14 protein-coding genes are annotated in these 15,734 nt (G+C 61.8%); 8 read left to right on the top strand and 6 right to left on the bottom strand.

Annotated elements, in window-relative coordinates; genetic code table 11:
• Positions 1–105 precede the first annotated feature (105 nt).
• The gene (locus ACZ5M5_RS29380; RefSeq protein ID WP_060740115.1) at positions 106–1,341 is read left to right on the top strand and encodes a sterol desaturase family protein; all 1,236 of its coding nucleotides are present in this window, start codon (positions 106–108) and stop codon (positions 1,339–1,341) included.
• On the opposite strand, the gene ACZ5M5_RS29375 is transcribed toward ACZ5M5_RS29380, so the two are convergent.
• On the bottom strand, positions 1,322–1,945 hold the full coding sequence (locus ACZ5M5_RS29375) for a DedA family protein (RefSeq protein WP_072405987.1): 624 nt from the start codon (positions 1,943–1,945) through the stop codon (positions 1,322–1,324). The two genes, ACZ5M5_RS29380 and ACZ5M5_RS29375, sit on opposite strands and share 20 nt — an antisense overlap.
• 204 nt (positions 1,946–2,149) lie before the next feature.
• On the opposite strand from ACZ5M5_RS29375, the gene hemB reads away from it, so the two are divergent.
• Positions 2,150–3,163 (top strand): porphobilinogen synthase, encoded by a 1,014-nt coding sequence (hemB, locus tag ACZ5M5_RS29370; RefSeq protein ID WP_060740117.1) that lies wholly within the window; start codon positions 2,150–2,152, stop codon positions 3,161–3,163.
• A gap of 17 nt (positions 3,164–3,180) precedes the next feature.
• Positions 3,181–5,397, top strand: coding sequence for a polyphosphate kinase 1 (gene ppk1 / locus ACZ5M5_RS29365; protein WP_060740118.1), 2,217 nt, complete (start codon positions 3,181–3,183; stop codon positions 5,395–5,397).
• A gap of 79 nt (positions 5,398–5,476) precedes the next feature.
• Here ppk1 and ppx read toward each other — a convergent pair whose 3' ends face one another.
• From ppx to ACZ5M5_RS29340, 5 genes are all read right to left on the bottom strand, one after another.
• Positions 5,477–6,979 (bottom strand): exopolyphosphatase, encoded by a 1,503-nt coding sequence (gene ppx / locus ACZ5M5_RS29360; protein ID WP_060740119.1) that lies wholly within the window; start codon positions 6,977–6,979, stop codon positions 5,477–5,479.
• 249 nt (positions 6,980–7,228) lie between these two features.
• Positions 7,229–7,963, bottom strand: a complete 735-nt coding sequence (locus tag ACZ5M5_RS29355; protein WP_192262569.1) for an amino acid ABC transporter ATP-binding protein — start codon at positions 7,961–7,963, stop codon at positions 7,229–7,231.
• Positions 7,950–8,600, bottom strand: a complete 651-nt coding sequence (locus ACZ5M5_RS29350; RefSeq protein WP_053126442.1) for an amino acid ABC transporter permease — start codon at positions 8,598–8,600, stop codon at positions 7,950–7,952. Before ACZ5M5_RS29350 ends, ACZ5M5_RS29355 begins: the two co-directional genes overlap by 14 nt.
• A complete protein-coding gene (locus tag ACZ5M5_RS29345; protein ID WP_072405981.1) occupies positions 8,597–9,265 on the bottom strand; it encodes an amino acid ABC transporter permease in 669 nt (222 codons plus the stop codon). Before ACZ5M5_RS29345 ends, ACZ5M5_RS29350 begins: the two co-directional genes overlap by 4 nt.
• A gap of 21 nt (positions 9,266–9,286) precedes the next feature.
• Positions 9,287–10,072, bottom strand: coding sequence for a transporter substrate-binding domain-containing protein (locus ACZ5M5_RS29340; RefSeq protein WP_060740122.1), 786 nt, complete (start codon positions 10,070–10,072; stop codon positions 9,287–9,289).
• A 255-nt stretch (positions 10,073–10,327) separates the two neighbouring features.
• On the opposite strand from ACZ5M5_RS29340, the gene ACZ5M5_RS29335 reads away from it, so the two are divergent.
• The 5 genes from ACZ5M5_RS29335 to ACZ5M5_RS29315 all read left to right on the top strand — a co-directional run bounded on the left by ACZ5M5_RS29335 (position 10,328) and on the right by ACZ5M5_RS29315 (position 15,546).
• On the top strand, positions 10,328–11,035 hold the full coding sequence (locus ACZ5M5_RS29335; RefSeq protein WP_464738315.1) for a FadR/GntR family transcriptional regulator: 708 nt from the start codon (positions 10,328–10,330) through the stop codon (positions 11,033–11,035).
• Between the two features lie 121 nt (positions 11,036–11,156).
• Positions 11,157–11,486, top strand: coding sequence for a thioredoxin TrxA (gene trxA, locus ACZ5M5_RS29330; protein WP_003206727.1), 330 nt, complete (start codon positions 11,157–11,159; stop codon positions 11,484–11,486).
• Positions 11,487–11,727: 241 nt separating this feature from the next.
• Positions 11,728–12,987, top strand: a complete 1,260-nt coding sequence (gene rho, locus ACZ5M5_RS29325; protein ID WP_003206716.1) for a transcription termination factor Rho — start codon at positions 11,728–11,730, stop codon at positions 12,985–12,987.
• Positions 12,988–13,111: 124 nt separating this feature from the next.
• Entirely contained in the window at positions 13,112–14,578 is a 1,467-nt protein-coding gene (ubiD, locus tag ACZ5M5_RS29320; protein WP_060740124.1) for a 4-hydroxy-3-polyprenylbenzoate decarboxylase, read from the top strand.
• Entirely contained in the window at positions 14,578–15,546 is a 969-nt protein-coding gene (locus ACZ5M5_RS29315; protein WP_060740125.1) for a CDP-6-deoxy-delta-3,4-glucoseen reductase, read from the top strand. The genes ubiD and ACZ5M5_RS29315 overlap by 1 nt, the downstream gene beginning before the upstream one ends.
• Positions 15,547–15,734: the final 188 nt, after the last annotated feature.

The following is a 15,734-nucleotide window of genomic DNA, read 5'->3' as shown; positions in this document are numbered from 1 at the left end:
ATGGCGTTAAATGTCTACTAATTTGTCACTCGTTGCCATAGGGGGATCGGGCAGCTACACCTAATCTGCCGACTATCTCCTTGCCTCGCGTGCCCGGGTTGCGTCATGAACTTCATCCTGTATGCCGTGCCGTTCTTCTTCGTGCTGATCGCCGTCGAGTTGCTGGCCGATCGCTGGCGGGGTGTGAGCCACTACCGCGTGGCGGACGCGATCAACAGCTTGAGCACCGGCGTGCTGTCGACCACCACGGGGCTGTTGACCAAAGGCGTGGGGCTGCTGACCTATGCCTTTGCGCTGAAACACCTGGCCGTCATCGAACTGCCTGCCGACCGGGCCTGGACCTGGGTGTTCGCCTTCGTGCTCTACGACCTCTGTTACTACTGGCTGCACCGCATGGGCCATGAGCGCAACATCCTCTGGGCCGCCCATTCGGTTCACCACCAAAGCGAGGACTACAACCTGTCCACCGCGTTGCGCCAGACCAGCACCGGGTTCCTGTTGAGCTGGATCTTCTACGTCCCGCTCGCCGTGCTGGGCGTGCCGCTGGTGGTCTTCGTCAGCGTCGCGGCGTTGAATCTGCTGTACCAGTTCTGGGTCCACACCCAGCACATTCCCAAGCTCGGCTGGCTGGAGTGGTGCTTCGTGACGCCGTCCAATCATCGTGCCCACCATGCACAGAACCCTCTCTACATGGATCGCAACTACGGCGGGGTGTTCATTATTTGGGACCGTCTATTTGGCACCTTCCAGGAAGAAGACGATAACGAACCGGTGATTTTTGGCGTGACCACGCCGCTGGCGAGTTGGAATCCGTTGTGGGCCAACCTGCAGTTCTATGCACAGTTATGGGCCGATGCGCGGCGGGCCGGGCGCTGGAGGGACAAGCTGCGGATCTGGTTCATGCCCACCGGCTGGCGTCCGGCGGACGTCGCAGCCCGGTACCCGCTGAACAAGCCGGACCTGAGCCAGTTCCGCAAATTTGCCGTGCCGCTGGACCCGCGCCAGCAGTGGTACGTGGGGCTGCAGTTCTGCGTCTACATTGCCTTGGGCAGTTATTTGATGAACCTTGAAAGCAGTCTGCCGGTCGCCGCCCTGGTGCTGGGGTGGGGCGCGGTGGCCTTCGGTCTGTTCGTGTTGGGCGTGGCCCTGGAGAATCGCCCGTGGGCGCTGAAACTGGAGCTGCTGCGGCTGGCCTCGAACCTGCCGCTGGTGTGGCTGGCGCCCTTGGCCGGGTTGTGGCCGGCCAGCGCTGTGGCCTGGGTCGGGCTGCTCAGCTACAGCCTGCTCAGTGGCATCGGGCTGTATTGCTGCCGCAGCCGGTTTACTCGGTTGGCGTCGTAGGTGCGTCGGACCTGGCTTGTTCCAGGCGTTCGGCTTCGAGGACTTTCCTGGCCAGCCGCGCATTCTTGATGCGTCGGCGCAACCACAGGACCAGGCCCAGCACCAGCAGCGCGCCGAGTACCCACAGCTCATATTTCTTGATGCTGCCCAACATGCCTTCCAGCACGGCGCCGAAGTGGTACGCGGCAGCGGCCAGGGCCGTGGCCCAGATCGCCGCACCGATGCCGTTGAGCAACAGGTAGCGGCCCGGCGGGTAGCCTGACAGGCCGATCGCCACTGGCATCACCGTGCGCAGGCCATAGACGAAGCGGAAGCTCAGCACCCAGATGTCTGGATGCCGGCGGATGTGCTCCAGCGCGCGATCCCCCATCAACTGCCAACGCGGCTTGCGCGCCAGGAGCTTGCGGCCGTGCTTGCGTCCCAGGAAATACCACAGCTGGTCGCCCGCGTAGCTGCCGCAGAAAGCCACGACCACCACCAGGTTGATGTCCATATAGCCACGGAACGCCAGGAAACCTGCGAGCACGAGGATGGTTTCGCCTTCGAAGAACGTGCCGATAAACAAGGCCAAGTAGCCGAAGTCATGCAGAAATTGTTGGAGCATTGTCTGGGTGCTGGCGAAATGAACGCGCAGCCTAACCCTTCAGGCACATTCAGGAAAGTATCGAAATGTGTCTCGACGTGAACAATTCCTACAGAAGACAATGACTGCGACTACCGGTCGCGCCTTAGCACAACTGTCACGCGTTCGTCATAATGTCCGCTTATAACTGTCACGCTCGCCCGTCTGCGGGCTCAGGAGTCTGCCGTGAGCTTTACCCCCGCCAATCGTCTGTTCCCTGCTACCCGCCTGCGTCGCAACCGCCGTGATGAGTTCTCTCGTCGGCTGGTGCGTGAAAACGTGCTGACCACCGATGACCTGATCCTGCCGGTATTCGTGCTGGACGGTGAGAACCGTCGCGAAGCGGTGGCGTCGATGCCCGGGGTGGAACGCCTGACCATCGACCTGCTGCTCGAAGAAGCGGCCCAGTGGGTCGAACTGGGCATTCCGGCGCTGGCCCTGTTCCCGGTGACCCCGCCGGCTCTCAAGTCCCTGGACGCCGCCGAAGCCTGGAACCCGGAGGGCATCGCCCAACGTGCGACGCGTGCCCTGCGTGCGCGTTTCCCGGAGCTGGGGGTAATCACCGACGTGGCGCTGGACCCGTTCACCACCCACGGGCAGGACGGTATCCTCGATGAAGAGGGCTACGTGCAGAACGACATTACCGTCGATGCACTGGTCAGGCAGGCGCTGTCCCACGCCGAGGCCGGTGCCCAGGTGGTGGCCCCCTCGGACATGATGGACGGGCGCATCCAGGCGATCCGCGAAGCCCTCGAGGTGGCCGGTCACGTCAACGTGCGGATCATGGCCTATTCGGCCAAGTACGCCAGCGCCTATTACGGCCCGTTCCGCGATGCGGTCGGCTCGGCCCTGAACCTGGGCAAGGCCAACAAGGCCTCTTATCAGATGGACCCGGCCAACAGTCAGGAAGCCTTGCACGAAGTGGCGGCTGACTTGTCAGAGGGTGCAGACATGGTCATGGTCAAGCCTGGCATGCCCTACCTCGACATTCTTTGCCGGGTCAAAGACGAATTCAAAGTGCCGACCTTTGTTTATCAGGTCAGCGGCGAGTACGCCATGCACATGGCCGCGATCCAGAACGGTTGGTTGGGCGAAGGGGTGATCCTGGAGTCCTTGACCGCTTTCAAACGCGCAGGTGCCGATGGCATCCTGACTTACTTTGCCGTGCGCGCCGCCCAATTGTTACGAGAGCAGAAATAGCCTCCCAGGAACTTGCGATGAATACCGAAGGACTCTCCGAAGTTGCCGTAAAAGACGCTCAACCCGTGGTCGAGCAAGTTGCCGAAACACCGCCGGAGCTGGAGCCCGCTCCCCCGGCCGTCATCGAGCCCGCCCCGGCGCCGGCGATTGCCATTCCGAACCTGGATGACAGCAGCCTGTACATCCATCGCGAGCTGTCGCAACTGCAGTTCAACATCCGCGTGCTGGAGCAGGCGCTGGACGAGTCCTATCCGCTGTTGGAACGGCTGAAATTCCTGCTGATCTTTTCCAGCAACCTGGATGAGTTCTTCGAAATCCGCGTGGCCGGCCTGAAGAAGCAGATCACCTTCGCCCGTGAACAGGCGGGTGCCGACGGCTTGCAACCGCACCAGGCCCTGGCCCGCATCAGCGAGTTGGTCCATGGCCATGTGGACCGGCAATACGCGATCCTCAACGACATCCTGTTGCCGGAGCTGGAAAAGCACCAGGTGCGCTTCATCCGCCGGCGCTACTGGAACACCAAGATCAAGACCTGGGTGCGCCGCTATTTTCGCGACGAGATCGCGCCGATCATCACGCCGATCGGTCTCGATCCTACGCACCCGTTCCCGCTGCTGGTCAACAAGAGCCTGAACTTCATCGTCGAACTGGAGGGCATCGACGCCTTCGGTCGCGATTCCGGCCTGGCGATCATTCCGGCGCCGCGCCTGTTGCCGCGCATCATCCGTGTGCCGGAAGATGTCGGCGGCCCCGGCGACAATTATGTGTTCCTGTCGTCGATGATCCACGCCCACGCCGATGACCTGTTCCAGGGCATGAAGGTGAAGGGTTGCTACCAGTTCCGCCTGACGCGTAACGCCGACCTGTCGGTGGACACCGAGGACGTCGAAGACCTGGCCCGGGCCCTGCGCGGCGAACTGTTCTCCCGTCGCTACGGCGATGCGGTGCGCCTGGAGGTGGCCGACACCTGCCCGAAACACCTGTCCGACTACCTGCTCAAGCAGTTCAACCTGCACGAGACCGAGCTGTATCAGGTCAACGGTCCGGTCAACCTGACCCGACTGTTCAGCATCACCGGCCTGGACAGTCACCCTGAGCTGCAATATTTGCCGTTCACGCCGCAGATCCCGAAACTGCTGCAAAACAGCGAGAACATTTTCAGCGTGATCAGCAAGCAGGACATCCTGCTGTTGCACCCGTTCGAGTCGTTCACGCCGGTGGTCGACCTGCTGCGCCAGGCCGCCAAGGATCCTCACGTCCTGGCGGTGCGCCAGACCCTGTACCGCAGCGGCGCCAACTCGGAAATCGTCGATGCCCTGGTGGATGCGGCGCGAAACGGCAAGGAAGTCACGGCGGTGATCGAATTGCGCGCCCGTTTCGACGAAGAATCCAACCTGCAACTGGCCAGCCGCCTGCAAGCGGCCGGCGCGGTGGTGATCTATGGCGTGGTCGGCTTCAAGACGCACGCCAAGATGATGCTCATCCTGCGCCGTGAGGCCGGTGAGATCGTGCGTTACGCCCACTTGGGCACCGGCAACTACCACGCCGCCAACGCCCGCCTGTACACCGACTACAGCCTGCTGACCTCCGACGATGCCTTGTGCGAAGACGTCGGCAAGCTGTTCAGCCAGTTGATCGGCATGGGCAAGACCCTGCGCATGAAGAAACTGCTGCATGCGCCGTTCACCTTGAAAAAGGGCATGCTCGACATGATCGCCCGGGAGACGCAGTTCGCCCTGGACGGCAAGCCGGCCCACATCATTGCCAAGTTCAACTCGCTGACCGATCCGAAGATCATCCGTGCGTTGTACAAGGCCAGCCAGTCGGGCGTGCGCATCGACCTGGTGGTGCGGGGCATGTGCTGCCTGCGGCCGGGCATCCCGGGGGTGTCCCACAATATCCATGTACGCTCGATCATCGGGCGGTTCCTGGAGCATACGCGGGTGTTCTACTTCCTCAACGGCGGGGAGGAGCAGATGTTCCTGTCCAGCGCCGACTGGATGGAGCGCAACCTCGACAAGCGGGTCGAGACCTGCTTCCCGGTGGAAGGCAAGAAGCTGATCCTGCGGGTCAAGAAGGAATTGGAAAGCTACCTCACCGACAACACCCACAGCTGGAGCCTACAGTCGGATGGCCGTTACATCCGCAACACGCCGACCGGCAACCAGAACCCCCGCAGCGCCCAGGCGACGTTGCTGGAGCGCTTGAGCAGCCCGGTGTTGGCGGTTCGTTAAAAAACAGGGGAGGCAGGCTTGGTTTGTGTGGCGAGGGAGCAAGCTCCCTCGCCACACAGATCTGTGTTGTAGCCGGGGCTCAGTGAATGTTCAGCACAATCCCGACCCGGGTCAGCCACTCGGCTTCCTGGGCGAAGTCGGCCTGGGTCAGCTGGTTTTCTTCCAGCCATCCGTCGGGGAACATCACGTCCAGTTGATCGCCGTCGGCATGCAGGGCGACCTGGGGCATTTCCTGGGTGCCACGGATGTGGTGGAACAGGATCGCAAAGCGCAGCAGTACGCACAGGCGAATCAGCTTGATGCCGTCATCGCCGAACTCGGCGAATTTATCCTTGGGAATGTTGCGCCGATGGCCGCGCACCAATAGCGCGAGCATCTGCTGGTCTTCCCGGGAGAAGCCCGCCAGGTCCGAGTGCTCGATCAGGTAGGCGCCATGCTTGTGGTAGTGATAGTGGGCAATGTCCAGGCCCACTTCATGGACCTTGGCGGCCCAGCCCAGCAGTTCGCGCCAGACCCCGTCGTTCAAGTCCCAGTCATCGGCCACCTGGTCGAAGGCATGCAGTGCCTTGCGTTCGACTCGTGCAGCCTGCTCCAGGTCGACGTGATAACGCTCCATGAGCGAGCCCAGGGTGCGTTCACGCACGTCTTCGTGATGATGACGCCCCAGCAGGTCGTAGAGCACGCCTTCGCGCAGAGCGCCCTCGCAGTGGTCCATGCGTTGCAGTTCGAGGGCGTCGAAAATCGCTTCGAGGATCGCCAGGCCCGCCGGGAAAATCGCCCGGCGGTCGGGCTTGATGCCTTCGAAATCGATCTTGTCCGCTTCACCGAGCTTGAACACCCTGCGCTTGAGCCAGGCCAGGCCTTCGGCGTTGACCTCGCCAGTACCGTGGCCGCCAGCCTTGAGCGCCAGGCCGATGGCGCGAATGGTCCCGGAGGAGCCGATGGCTTCGTCCCAGGTCAGGCGGTGCAGGGCGTGTTCGATGCTCATGATTTCCAGGCGCGCCGCGGTGTAGGCCTGGGCGTAGCGGGCCGGGGTGATCTTGCCGTCGCGGAAATAACGCTGGGTGTAGCTGACGCAGCCCATCTGCAGGCTTTCGCGCAACAGCGGTTCGAAGCGCTGGCCGATGATGAATTCGGTACTGCCACCACCGATGTCCGCCACCAGGCGCTTGCCCGGGGTGTCGGCCAGGGTGTGGGAGACGCCAAGGTAGATCAGGCGGGCTTCTTCACGGCCGGAGATGACTTCCACCGGATGGCCGAGGATCTCTTCGGCGCGACGGATGAATTCGCCACGGTTGCGCGCCTCGCGCAGGGCGTTGGTGCCGACGATCCGCACCGCGCCCAGGGGCATACCGTTGATCAGTTGGGCAAACCGCTTGAGGCAATCGAGCCCGCGCTGGATGGATTCTTCGCTGAGCTTGCGTTCTTCGTCGATGCCGGCGGCCAGTTGGACCTTCTCGCCGAGCCGCTCAAGAATGCGGATTTCCCCGTTCTGGGCCTTGGCGACGACCATGTGGAAGCTGTTGGAGCCCAGGTCGATGGCGGCGATCAGGGACAGATTCTTGGCTTGGGATGGCGGCATGGTCAAAAAGTCTCGGTCGATAACCTCGCCATCCTGCCACGATCGACCGCTTACGCCAACGCACCTGAACCAAACCCTTGAGCCAGAGCAGTTCCCGTGGCGAGGGAGCTTGCTCCCGCTGGGCTGCGAAGCGGCCCCAAAGCCATTCAACGCGGTCCATCAGGAAAACTCGGTTAGGCGGTTTCACAACTGCTTCGCAGCCGAGCGGGAGCAAGCTCCCTCGCCACGAGAGCTCTTTGGCCGCGAGCATCAGGCCGGCTCGACGGTCCCGATGAAATTCGCCAGCTCCGCGGTCTGCGGATCGGCGAACAGCACCTTGGGATCGCCCACCTCATGCACCTTGCCCTGGTGCATGAACACCAGTTTGTCGCCCACTTCCCGGGCGAAACGCATTTCGTGGGTGACCATGATCAGGGTCATGCCTTCCTTGGCCAGTTGCCGCACCACGCTGAGCACTTCATTGACCAGTTCAGGGTCCAGGGCCGAGGTGATTTCGTCGCACAGCAGCACTTTCGGCGACATCGCCAGCGCGCGGGCAATCGCCACCCGTTGCTGCTGGCCGCCGGACAACCGGTCGGGGAAGGCGTCGAACTTCTCGCCAAGCCCGACCCGTTCGAGCATCTGCCGCGCCAGCTCGGCCGCCTTGGCCTTGGGCACTTTTTGAACAACTTGCGGCGCGAGCATCACGTTCTCGCCCACCGTCAGGTGCGGGAACAGGTTGAATTGCTGGAACACCATTCCGACTTTCTGCCGCAGGCTGCGCAGGTCGGCGCGGGCGGCATCGAGGTATTCGCCGTCGACTTCGATCACGCCGTCGTTGATCGACTCCAGGCCATTGAGGGTGCGCAGCAAGGTGGATTTGCCCGAGCCGCTACGGCCGATGATCGCCACCACCTGGCCTTCCTCGACGGTCAGATCGATGCCTTTGAGCACGTGATGATCGCCGTAGTATTTATGCAGGGCGGTAATTCTAAGCAGAGGCATGCAGTCTCCTTTCCAGGTAGCGCGCACTGAGGGACAAGGGGTAGCAGAGCAGGAAGTAACCGAGGGCGACCAGGCCATAGACCATGAACGGCTCGAACGTGGCGTTGGCGAGCATGCCGCCGGTCTTGGTCAGTTCGGTAAAGCCAATGATCGACGTCACGGCGGTGCCTTTGACCACCTGCACGGAAAAGCCCACGGTCGGCGCCACGGCGATGCGCAGGGCCTGGGGCAGGATCACGTAGCGCAACTGCTCCAGCGGGTTGAGGGCCAGGCTCGCCGAGGCTTCCCACTGGCCGTTGGAAATCGAGTCGACACAACCGCGCCAGATCTCCGCCAGGTAGGCACTGGTGAACAACGTCAGGGCAATGGCCGCCGCCATCCACGGCGAAATCTCTACGCCGGCCAGGGCCACGCCGAAGAACACCAGGAACAGTTGCATCAACAGCGGCGTGCCCTGGAACAACTCGATGTAGGTGCGGGCGATGTTGCGGGGCAGGGCGCTTTTGGAGATGCGCAGCACCATCACCAGCAGGCCGATTACGCCGCCGCCGATAAACGCCACCAGCGACAACGCCAGGGTCCATTGCAGGCCTGTGAGCAGGTTGCGCACCACGTCCCAGAAAGTGAAATCGCTCATTGGCCGCTCCTGGCAATGTAGCGGCGCCCCACCCAGTTCAGGAACTGGCGGATCAGCAGCGCCATGCACAAATAGATCAGCGTGGTCAGTGCGTAGGTTTCAAAGGCGCGGAAGTTGCGCGACTGAATGAAGTTGGCGGCGAAGCTCAACTCTTCGGTGGCGATCTGCGAACAGACCGCCGAGCCGAGCATCACGATGATGATCTGGCTGCTCAGGGCCGGCCAGACCTTGCCCAATGCCGGCAGCAGCACCACGTGGCGGAAAGCCTCGAAGCGGCTCATGGCCAGGGCCGCGGCCGCTTCCAGTTGCCCCCGCGGGATGGCCTGGATACCGGCGCGGATGATCTCGGTGGAGTAGGCGCCGAGGTTGATCACCATCGCCAGCACCGCCGCCTGCCATTCGGAAATCTGCAGGCCCAGGGACGGCAAGCCGAAGAAGATGAAAAACAACTGCACCAGGAACGGTGTGTTGCGGATCAATTCCACGTACACACCGAAGATCGCCGCGAACGGACGAATGTTCCACGCCCGCACCACGCCGCCGACGATGCCCAGGCCGACCCCGAGCAACGTACCGATGGCCGTCAGTTCCAGGGTGAACAGCGCACCGCGCAGCAGCAGCTCGGTGTTTTGCACCACCGGCAGAAAATCGAACTGATAAGCCATGCTCAGCCTCTCAAGCGACGGTCAGAGATCGGCCGGCAGTGGCTGCTTGAGCCAGGTCTGGGAATTCTTCTCCAGGCTGCCATCGGTCTTGGCGGTGGCCAGGATCTGGTTGACCTTGTCCAGCAGCGCCGGCTCGTTCTTGTTCACGCCCACGTACACCGGCGAGTCCTTGAGTTTCACCTTCAGCGCCGGAACACGCTTGGGGTTGCGTTCGCTGATGGCGACCATCACCACGTTGCCGCTGGCGATCAGGTCCACCTGGCCGGCCAGGTAGGCGGCGATGGTCGAGTTGTTGTCTTCGAAGCGCTTGATGGTGGTGCCTTCGGGGGCGACCTTGGTCAACTCGATGTCTTCGATGGCGCCACGGGTGACGCTGATGGTCTTGCCCTTGAGGTCGTCCAGGGTGCTGATGGCGGCATCGGGCGGGCCGAACACGGCCAGGTAGAACGGCGCATAGGCACTGGAGAAGTCGATGACTTTTTCCCGCTCCGGGTTCTTGCCCAGGCTGGAAATCACCAGGTCGACCTTGCCAGTGGTCAGGAAGGGGATGCGGTTGGTGCTGTTGACCGGTGTCAGTTCAAGCTTGACCTTGAGCTGGTCGGCCAGCAGTTTCGCGGTGTCGATGTCCAGGCCACGGGGTTTCATGTCCGGGCCGACCGAACCGAATGGCGGGAAGTCCTGGGGCACGGCGACCTTGAGGGTGCCACGCTTGACCACGTCTTCCAGGCCATCGGCGTGGGCGGGTAACTGACAAAGCATCAGGCTGGCAAACAGGGCTGTGAGCAGGACACTGCAACGCTGAATCATGGCGAATCTCCGCAATCGGTGATGTGATTTCTGCGTTCGGACAGAGCACAGGCCATGCCAAGGCGACTTTTAATCGGCCAAAGCCACGGTTTTGCTGGTGGGCAGCGGTCTTACTGGTCTGAACAGTTGCATTGTGTTTCGCACCGTTATCGGGCGTCGGCATTTGTCGCCGAACCCTGCTGGGGCACGACTTGCCGGGCGCGGCGAATAGCTTTACAACTAGCCGCTCACTGGCCCGGTTCGTCTGAAAAAACCATGAATTCCATCGCTCGTGCCGTTCCTGAAGTGGCTCTGCAAGCCATCCGCAAACTGATCGTCGATGAAGGCTTCGGCCCAGGCGATGCGTTGCCGTCGCAACGGGACCTGGCGCTGCAGCTGGGCGTGAGCCGGGCGTCGTTGCGCGAAGCGCTGTCCTCCCTGAGTGCCTTGGGCATGATCAGCGTGCAGCCGGGTAAGGGGGTGTTCGTGCAGGCACCGGTAGAGGCCCCACGCACCGAGTCGGCGCCGGGTTGGCCGTTCGCGGCCCAGGCTTCGCCGGTGGACATCTTCCAGTTGCGCTACGCCCTGGAGGGCTTTGCGGCGGGGTTGGCGGCGGTGACGCTCAGCGCCGATGAACTCGACCGGTTGCAAGACAATGTCGAAGCCATGCGCCGGGAGCTGAAGGTCGGCGATTTCGACGCCGCCGCGCGGCTGGATTTCGAATTCCATCGGCGAATCCTGCTGGTCAGCGGCAACCAGGCGATGTTGAGCATCCTTACCGCCAGCGCCGACATCTTCCTGGAAAGCCAGAAACTACCGTTCATCCGGGCGGAGCGGGCGATGGAAACCTGGCAGGAGCACCGCAAGATCCTTCGCGCCCTGGCCCGTCGGGCTTGCGGCGCCGCGCAAAAAGCCATGCAGGAACATGTACGTAACGCTGCACTGCGTACCGGGATTTCGTTCGTCGCCCCCACGGCTTCATGAGTCGGGCCATACCCAAATACATCCTGCGCCATAGCGAGACTCAATCAACTGCGGCTTCCTGAACCCGGGAAGGGCCGCTATGATGGGCCACGTTTTTTTGCTGATGACCCCGGAGATTTCCATGAGCAGCGATCTGATCAAACACGTTAGCGACGCTAGCTTCGAAGCTGACGTACTCAAGGCCGAAGGCGCGGTACTGGTCGACTATTGGGCTGAGTGGTGCGGTCCCTGCAAAATGATCGCCCCAGTCCTGGACGAGATTGCCGAGACCTACAAGGGCAAGCTGACCGTTGCCAAGCTGAACATCGACGAAAACCAGGAGACTCCGGCCAAGCACGGCGTGCGTGGTATCCCGACCCTGATGCTGTTCAAGAACGGCAACGTCGAAGCCACCAAGGTCGGTGCGTTGTCGAAGTCGCAACTGGCTGCTTTCCTCGACGCCAACATCTAAGCGCCGAATGCCACTGAAAAAGCCCCGCAAATCGCGGGGCTTTTTCGTTATCCGGGGCTAGACGCTTGCAAACCCAGGTGGTACATTCGGCCCCGCACTGGTTTCTCCATTGCCCCCTGCAAGCCGTCGCCGACGCTCTCCTTTCGAATAAGTACGCGATCCTGTCGCCTTCTCTGCGGCGCGGCCTCATTAAGCCAAAAGCTTAATTTCCCCCCTCCATAAATGATTACGTCATTCCTATATGAATCTGACTGAACTCAAGCAAAAGCCGATTACCGAACTGCTCGAATTGGCCGAACAGATGGGCATAGAAAATATGGCCCGTTCGCGCAAGCAGGACGTGATTTTCTCCCTGCTCAAGAAGCACGCGAAAAGCGGCGAGGAAATCTCCGGTGATGGCGTGCTGGAGATTCTCCAGGACGGCTTCGGCTTCCTTCGCTCCGCAGACGCTTCCTATCTCGCCGGCCCGGACGATATCTACGTCTCGCCGAGCCAGATCCGTCGCTTCAACTTGCGCACCGGTGACACCATCGTTGGCAAGATCCGCCCTCCGAAGGAAGGCGAACGTTATTTCGCCCTGCTCAAGGTCGACACGATCAACTTCGACCGTCCGGAAAACGCGAAGAACAAGATTCTCTTCGAGAACCTGACCCCGCTGTTCCCGACCGTGCGCATGAAGATGGAAGCCGGCAACGGTTCCACCGAAGACCTCACCGGTCGCGTGATCGACCTGTGCGCACCCATCGGCAAGGGCCAGCGTGGATTGATCGTGGCGCCGCCGAAAGCGGGCAAGACGATCATGCTGCAGAACATCGCGGCCAACATCGCCCGTAACAACCCTGAAGTTCACCTGATCGTGTTGCTGATCGACGAACGTCCGGAAGAAGTGACCGAGATGCAGCGCACCGTGCGCGGCGAAGTGGTCGCCTCGACGTTCGACGAGCCGCCAACCCGCCACGTGCAGGTTGCCGAAATGGTGATCGAGAAGGCCAAGCGCCTGGTCGAACACAAGAAAGACGTGGTGATCCTGCTGGACTCCATCACCCGTCTGGCCCGTGCCTACAACACCGTGATCCCGAGCTCCGGCAAGGTACTGACCGGTGGTGTCGATGCCCATGCGCTGGAAAAACCAAAGCGTTTCTTCGGCGCCGCGCGGAACATCGAGGAAGGCGGTTCGCTGACCATCATCGCCACCGCACTGGTTGAAACCGGTTCGAAGATGGACGAAGTGATCTACGAGGAATTCAAGGGCACCGGCAACATGGAGCTGCCTCTGGATCGTCGTATCGCCGAGAAGCGTGTGTTCCCGGCCATCAACATCAACCGTTCCGGCACGCGCCGCGAAGAGTTGCTGACCGCCGACGACGAGTTGCAGCGCATGTGGATCCTGCGCAAGCTGCTGCATCCGATGGATGAAGTCGCCGCCATCGAGTTCCTGGTCGACAAGTTGAAAACGACCAAGACCAACGATGAGTTCTTCCTGTCGATGAAACGCAAGTAAATCGCCAAGACAGGCCAGCAAGAGCCGGGGAAACCCGGCTTTTTGCTATCTGTGCATTCACTATTCTGGACGGGCGGCGTTAAACTCGGGCCCCCGAACGCCACGGCCACCATGAGGCTTTTGCATGCAGTATCGCGACTTGCGCGACTTTATCAGCGGGCTGGAACAGCGCGGCGAACTCAAGCGCATTCAGGTACCGGTGTCTCCTGTCCTGGAAATGACCGAGGTCTGCGACCGCACCCTGCGTGCGAAAGGCCCGGCGCTGCTGTTCGAAAACCCGACGGGGTACGACATTCCAGTGCTGGGCAACCTGTTCGGTACGCCGGAGCGTGTTGCCCTGGGCATGGGGGCCGAAGCCGTCAGCGAATTGCGTGAGATCGGCAAGCTGCTGGCCTTCCTCAAGGAGCCCGAGCCGCCGAAAGGCCTGAAGGATGCTTGGTCCAAGCTGCCGATTTTCCGCAAGATCATTGCCATGGCGCCGAAAGTCGTCAAGGACGCGATCTGCCAGGAAGTGGTCATCGAGGGCGACGACGTCGACCTGGCCACGCTCCCGGTGCAGACCTGCTGGCCGGGCGACGTGGGGCCGCTGATCACCTGGGGCCTGACTGTCACCAAAGGCCCGAACAAGGACCGCCAGAACCTGGGCATCTACCGTCAGCAGGTGATTGGCCGCAACAAGGTCATCATGCGCTGGCTGAGTCATCGCGGCGGTGCATTGGACTACCGTGAGTGGTGTGAGAAACACCCCGGCCAGCCCTTCCCGGTGTCGGTGGCCTTGGGCGCGGACCCGGCGACCATCCTCGGCGCCGTCACGCCCGTGCCCGACAGCCTCTCCGAATATGCGTTCGCCGGCCTGTTGCGGGGCAACCGTACGGAGCTGGTGAAATGCCGTGGCAATGACCTGCAAGTGCCGGCCACCGCCGAGATCATTCTTGAAGGTGTGATCCATCCCGGCGAAATGGCCGATGAAGGTCCGTACGGCGACCACACCGGCTACTACAACGAAGTGGACAGCTTCCCCGTGTTCACCGTCGAGCGCATCACCCATCGGATCAAGCCGATCTACCACAGCACCTACACCGGCCGTCCACCCGATGAGCCGGCCATTCTCGGCGTGGCGCTGAACGAAGTGTTCGTGCCGATCCTGCAGAAGCAGTTTCCGGAAATCACCGACTTCTACCTGCCGCCGGAAGGTTGTTCGTATCGCATGGCCGTGGTGACCATGAAGAAGTCGTATCCGGGGCATGCCAAGCGCGTGATGCTCGGGGTCTGGTCGTTTTTGCGACAGTTCATGTACACCAAGTTCGTTATCGTCACTGACGACGATATCAACGCACGGGACTGGAACGACGTGATCTGGGCCATCACCACGCGCATGGACCCCAAGCGCGACACGGTGATGATCGAGAATACGCCGATCGACTACCTCGACTTCGCCTCGCCGGTGTCTGGCCTGGGGTCGAAGATGGGACTCGATGCCACGCATAAATGGCCCGGTGAGACCACTCGCGAGTGGGGCCGGGTTATCGTCAAGGATGAAGCCGTTACCCAACGGATCGATGCCATCTGGAATCAGTTAGGAATAGATTGATGCGTGTAACCTTGCAGCCTTCCGGGGCGGTGCTGGAGATACGGCCCGCCGAGCGGATTCTCGATGGCGCGCGGCGCCTGGGCTATGAATGCCCGCAAAGCTGCCGCAACGGCAACTGCCACGTCTGTGGTGCGTTGCTGGTGGAAGGCCGTGTGGAACAGGCGGGCGAGGTGCGCGACCACGGTGAGATTTTCACGTGCATCGCCGAGCCGTTGGAGGATTGCGTGGTGTTGTGGGACGGCGTGCTCTCGCCAGGTGAGCTACCGGTACGCAACCTGGCGTGCCAGGTGATCGAGTGCGCCGACGTGGGCGGCGATGTCTGGCGAGTGCGCTTGCGGGCGCCAGCGGGCAAGCCACCGCGCTATCACGCCGGGCAGTACCTGATGATCGAACGGGAAAACGGCGAAAAATCGGCGTTCTCCCTGGCCTCGGCACCGCATTCCGGGCGCGAGCTGCAGCTGCATGTGTTGGTGCGCGAAAGCAGTGCACAGGCGCTGCTGGAACAACTGCAACGCAACCCCAGCGTGCGCATCGAAATGCCTTTTGGCGACACGCATTTGTCCGAGTTGCCGGACGGACCGTTGGTGCTGATCGCCGCCGGAACCGGCATGGCGCAGATGCACAGCCTGATCGAGCATTGTCGTGCTGCGGGCTTCAAGCACCCGGTGCATCTGTACTGGGGCGTGCGGCGGCCGGACGATTTCTATGAAATCGAGCATTGGGACGAATGGAAAAAGCTGCCGAACCTGTTCCTGCACAAAGTCGTCAGCGACTTGTGCGGCTGGGAAGGTCGCTGCGGGATGCTCCATGAAGCGGTGTGCGAGGACCTCAGCGATCTTTCCGGCGTGCACGTCTACGCCAGCGGCTCGCCGGCCATGATCTATGCCACGCTCGATGCGCTGGTGGAAGCCGGCATGGACGCCCACCAGATGCGCGCCGATGTATTTGCCTATGCGCCTCGGGCTTAGCGGCTGACCTGAAATCTGGATTCATGCGCTTTTGTGATCTGGATCGTGCGCTTTTTGTGGCGAGGGAGCTTGCTCCCGCTCGGTTGCGCAGCAACCGCCTCCTATACAGTCCAGCGGGAGCAAGCGCCCTCGCCACAACAGCGCATGTCCACCCATCGATATAACTGCATATATTTCGTTTCGATATT

Source organism: Pseudomonas sp. Van50 (assembly GCF_055390755.1).
This window is presented reverse-complemented; position numbering and strand designations above follow the sequence as displayed.

Coding starts and splice junctions, on each gene's coding strand:
- ACZ5M5_RS29380 (WP_060740115.1), top strand. CDS start 106: ATGAACTTCATCCTGTATGCCGTGCCGTTCTTCTTCGTGCTGATCGCC.
- ACZ5M5_RS29375 (WP_072405987.1), bottom strand. CDS start 1,945: ATGCTCCAACAATTTCTGCATGACTTCGGCTACTTGGCCTTGTTTATC.
- ppk1 (WP_060740118.1), top strand. CDS start 3,181: ATGAATACCGAAGGACTCTCCGAAGTTGCCGTAAAAGACGCTCAACCC.
- ppx (WP_060740119.1), bottom strand. CDS start 6,979: ATGCCGCCATCCCAAGCCAAGAATCTGTCCCTGATCGCCGCCATCGAC.
- ACZ5M5_RS29355 (WP_192262569.1), bottom strand. CDS start 7,963: ATGCCTCTGCTTAGAATTACCGCCCTGCATAAATACTACGGCGATCAT.
- ACZ5M5_RS29350 (WP_053126442.1), bottom strand. CDS start 8,600: ATGAGCGATTTCACTTTCTGGGACGTGGTGCGCAACCTGCTCACAGGC.
- ACZ5M5_RS29345 (WP_072405981.1), bottom strand. CDS start 9,265: ATGGCTTATCAGTTCGATTTTCTGCCGGTGGTGCAAAACACCGAGCTG.
- ACZ5M5_RS29340 (WP_060740122.1), bottom strand. CDS start 10,072: ATGATTCAGCGTTGCAGTGTCCTGCTCACAGCCCTGTTTGCCAGCCTG.
- ACZ5M5_RS29335 (WP_464738315.1), top strand. CDS start 10,328: ATGAATTCCATCGCTCGTGCCGTTCCTGAAGTGGCTCTGCAAGCCATC.
- trxA (WP_003206727.1), top strand. CDS start 11,157: ATGAGCAGCGATCTGATCAAACACGTTAGCGACGCTAGCTTCGAAGCT.
- rho (WP_003206716.1), top strand. CDS start 11,728: ATGAATCTGACTGAACTCAAGCAAAAGCCGATTACCGAACTGCTCGAA.
- ubiD (WP_060740124.1), top strand. CDS start 13,112: ATGCAGTATCGCGACTTGCGCGACTTTATCAGCGGGCTGGAACAGCGC.
- ACZ5M5_RS29315 (WP_060740125.1), top strand. CDS start 14,578: ATGCGTGTAACCTTGCAGCCTTCCGGGGCGGTGCTGGAGATACGGCCC.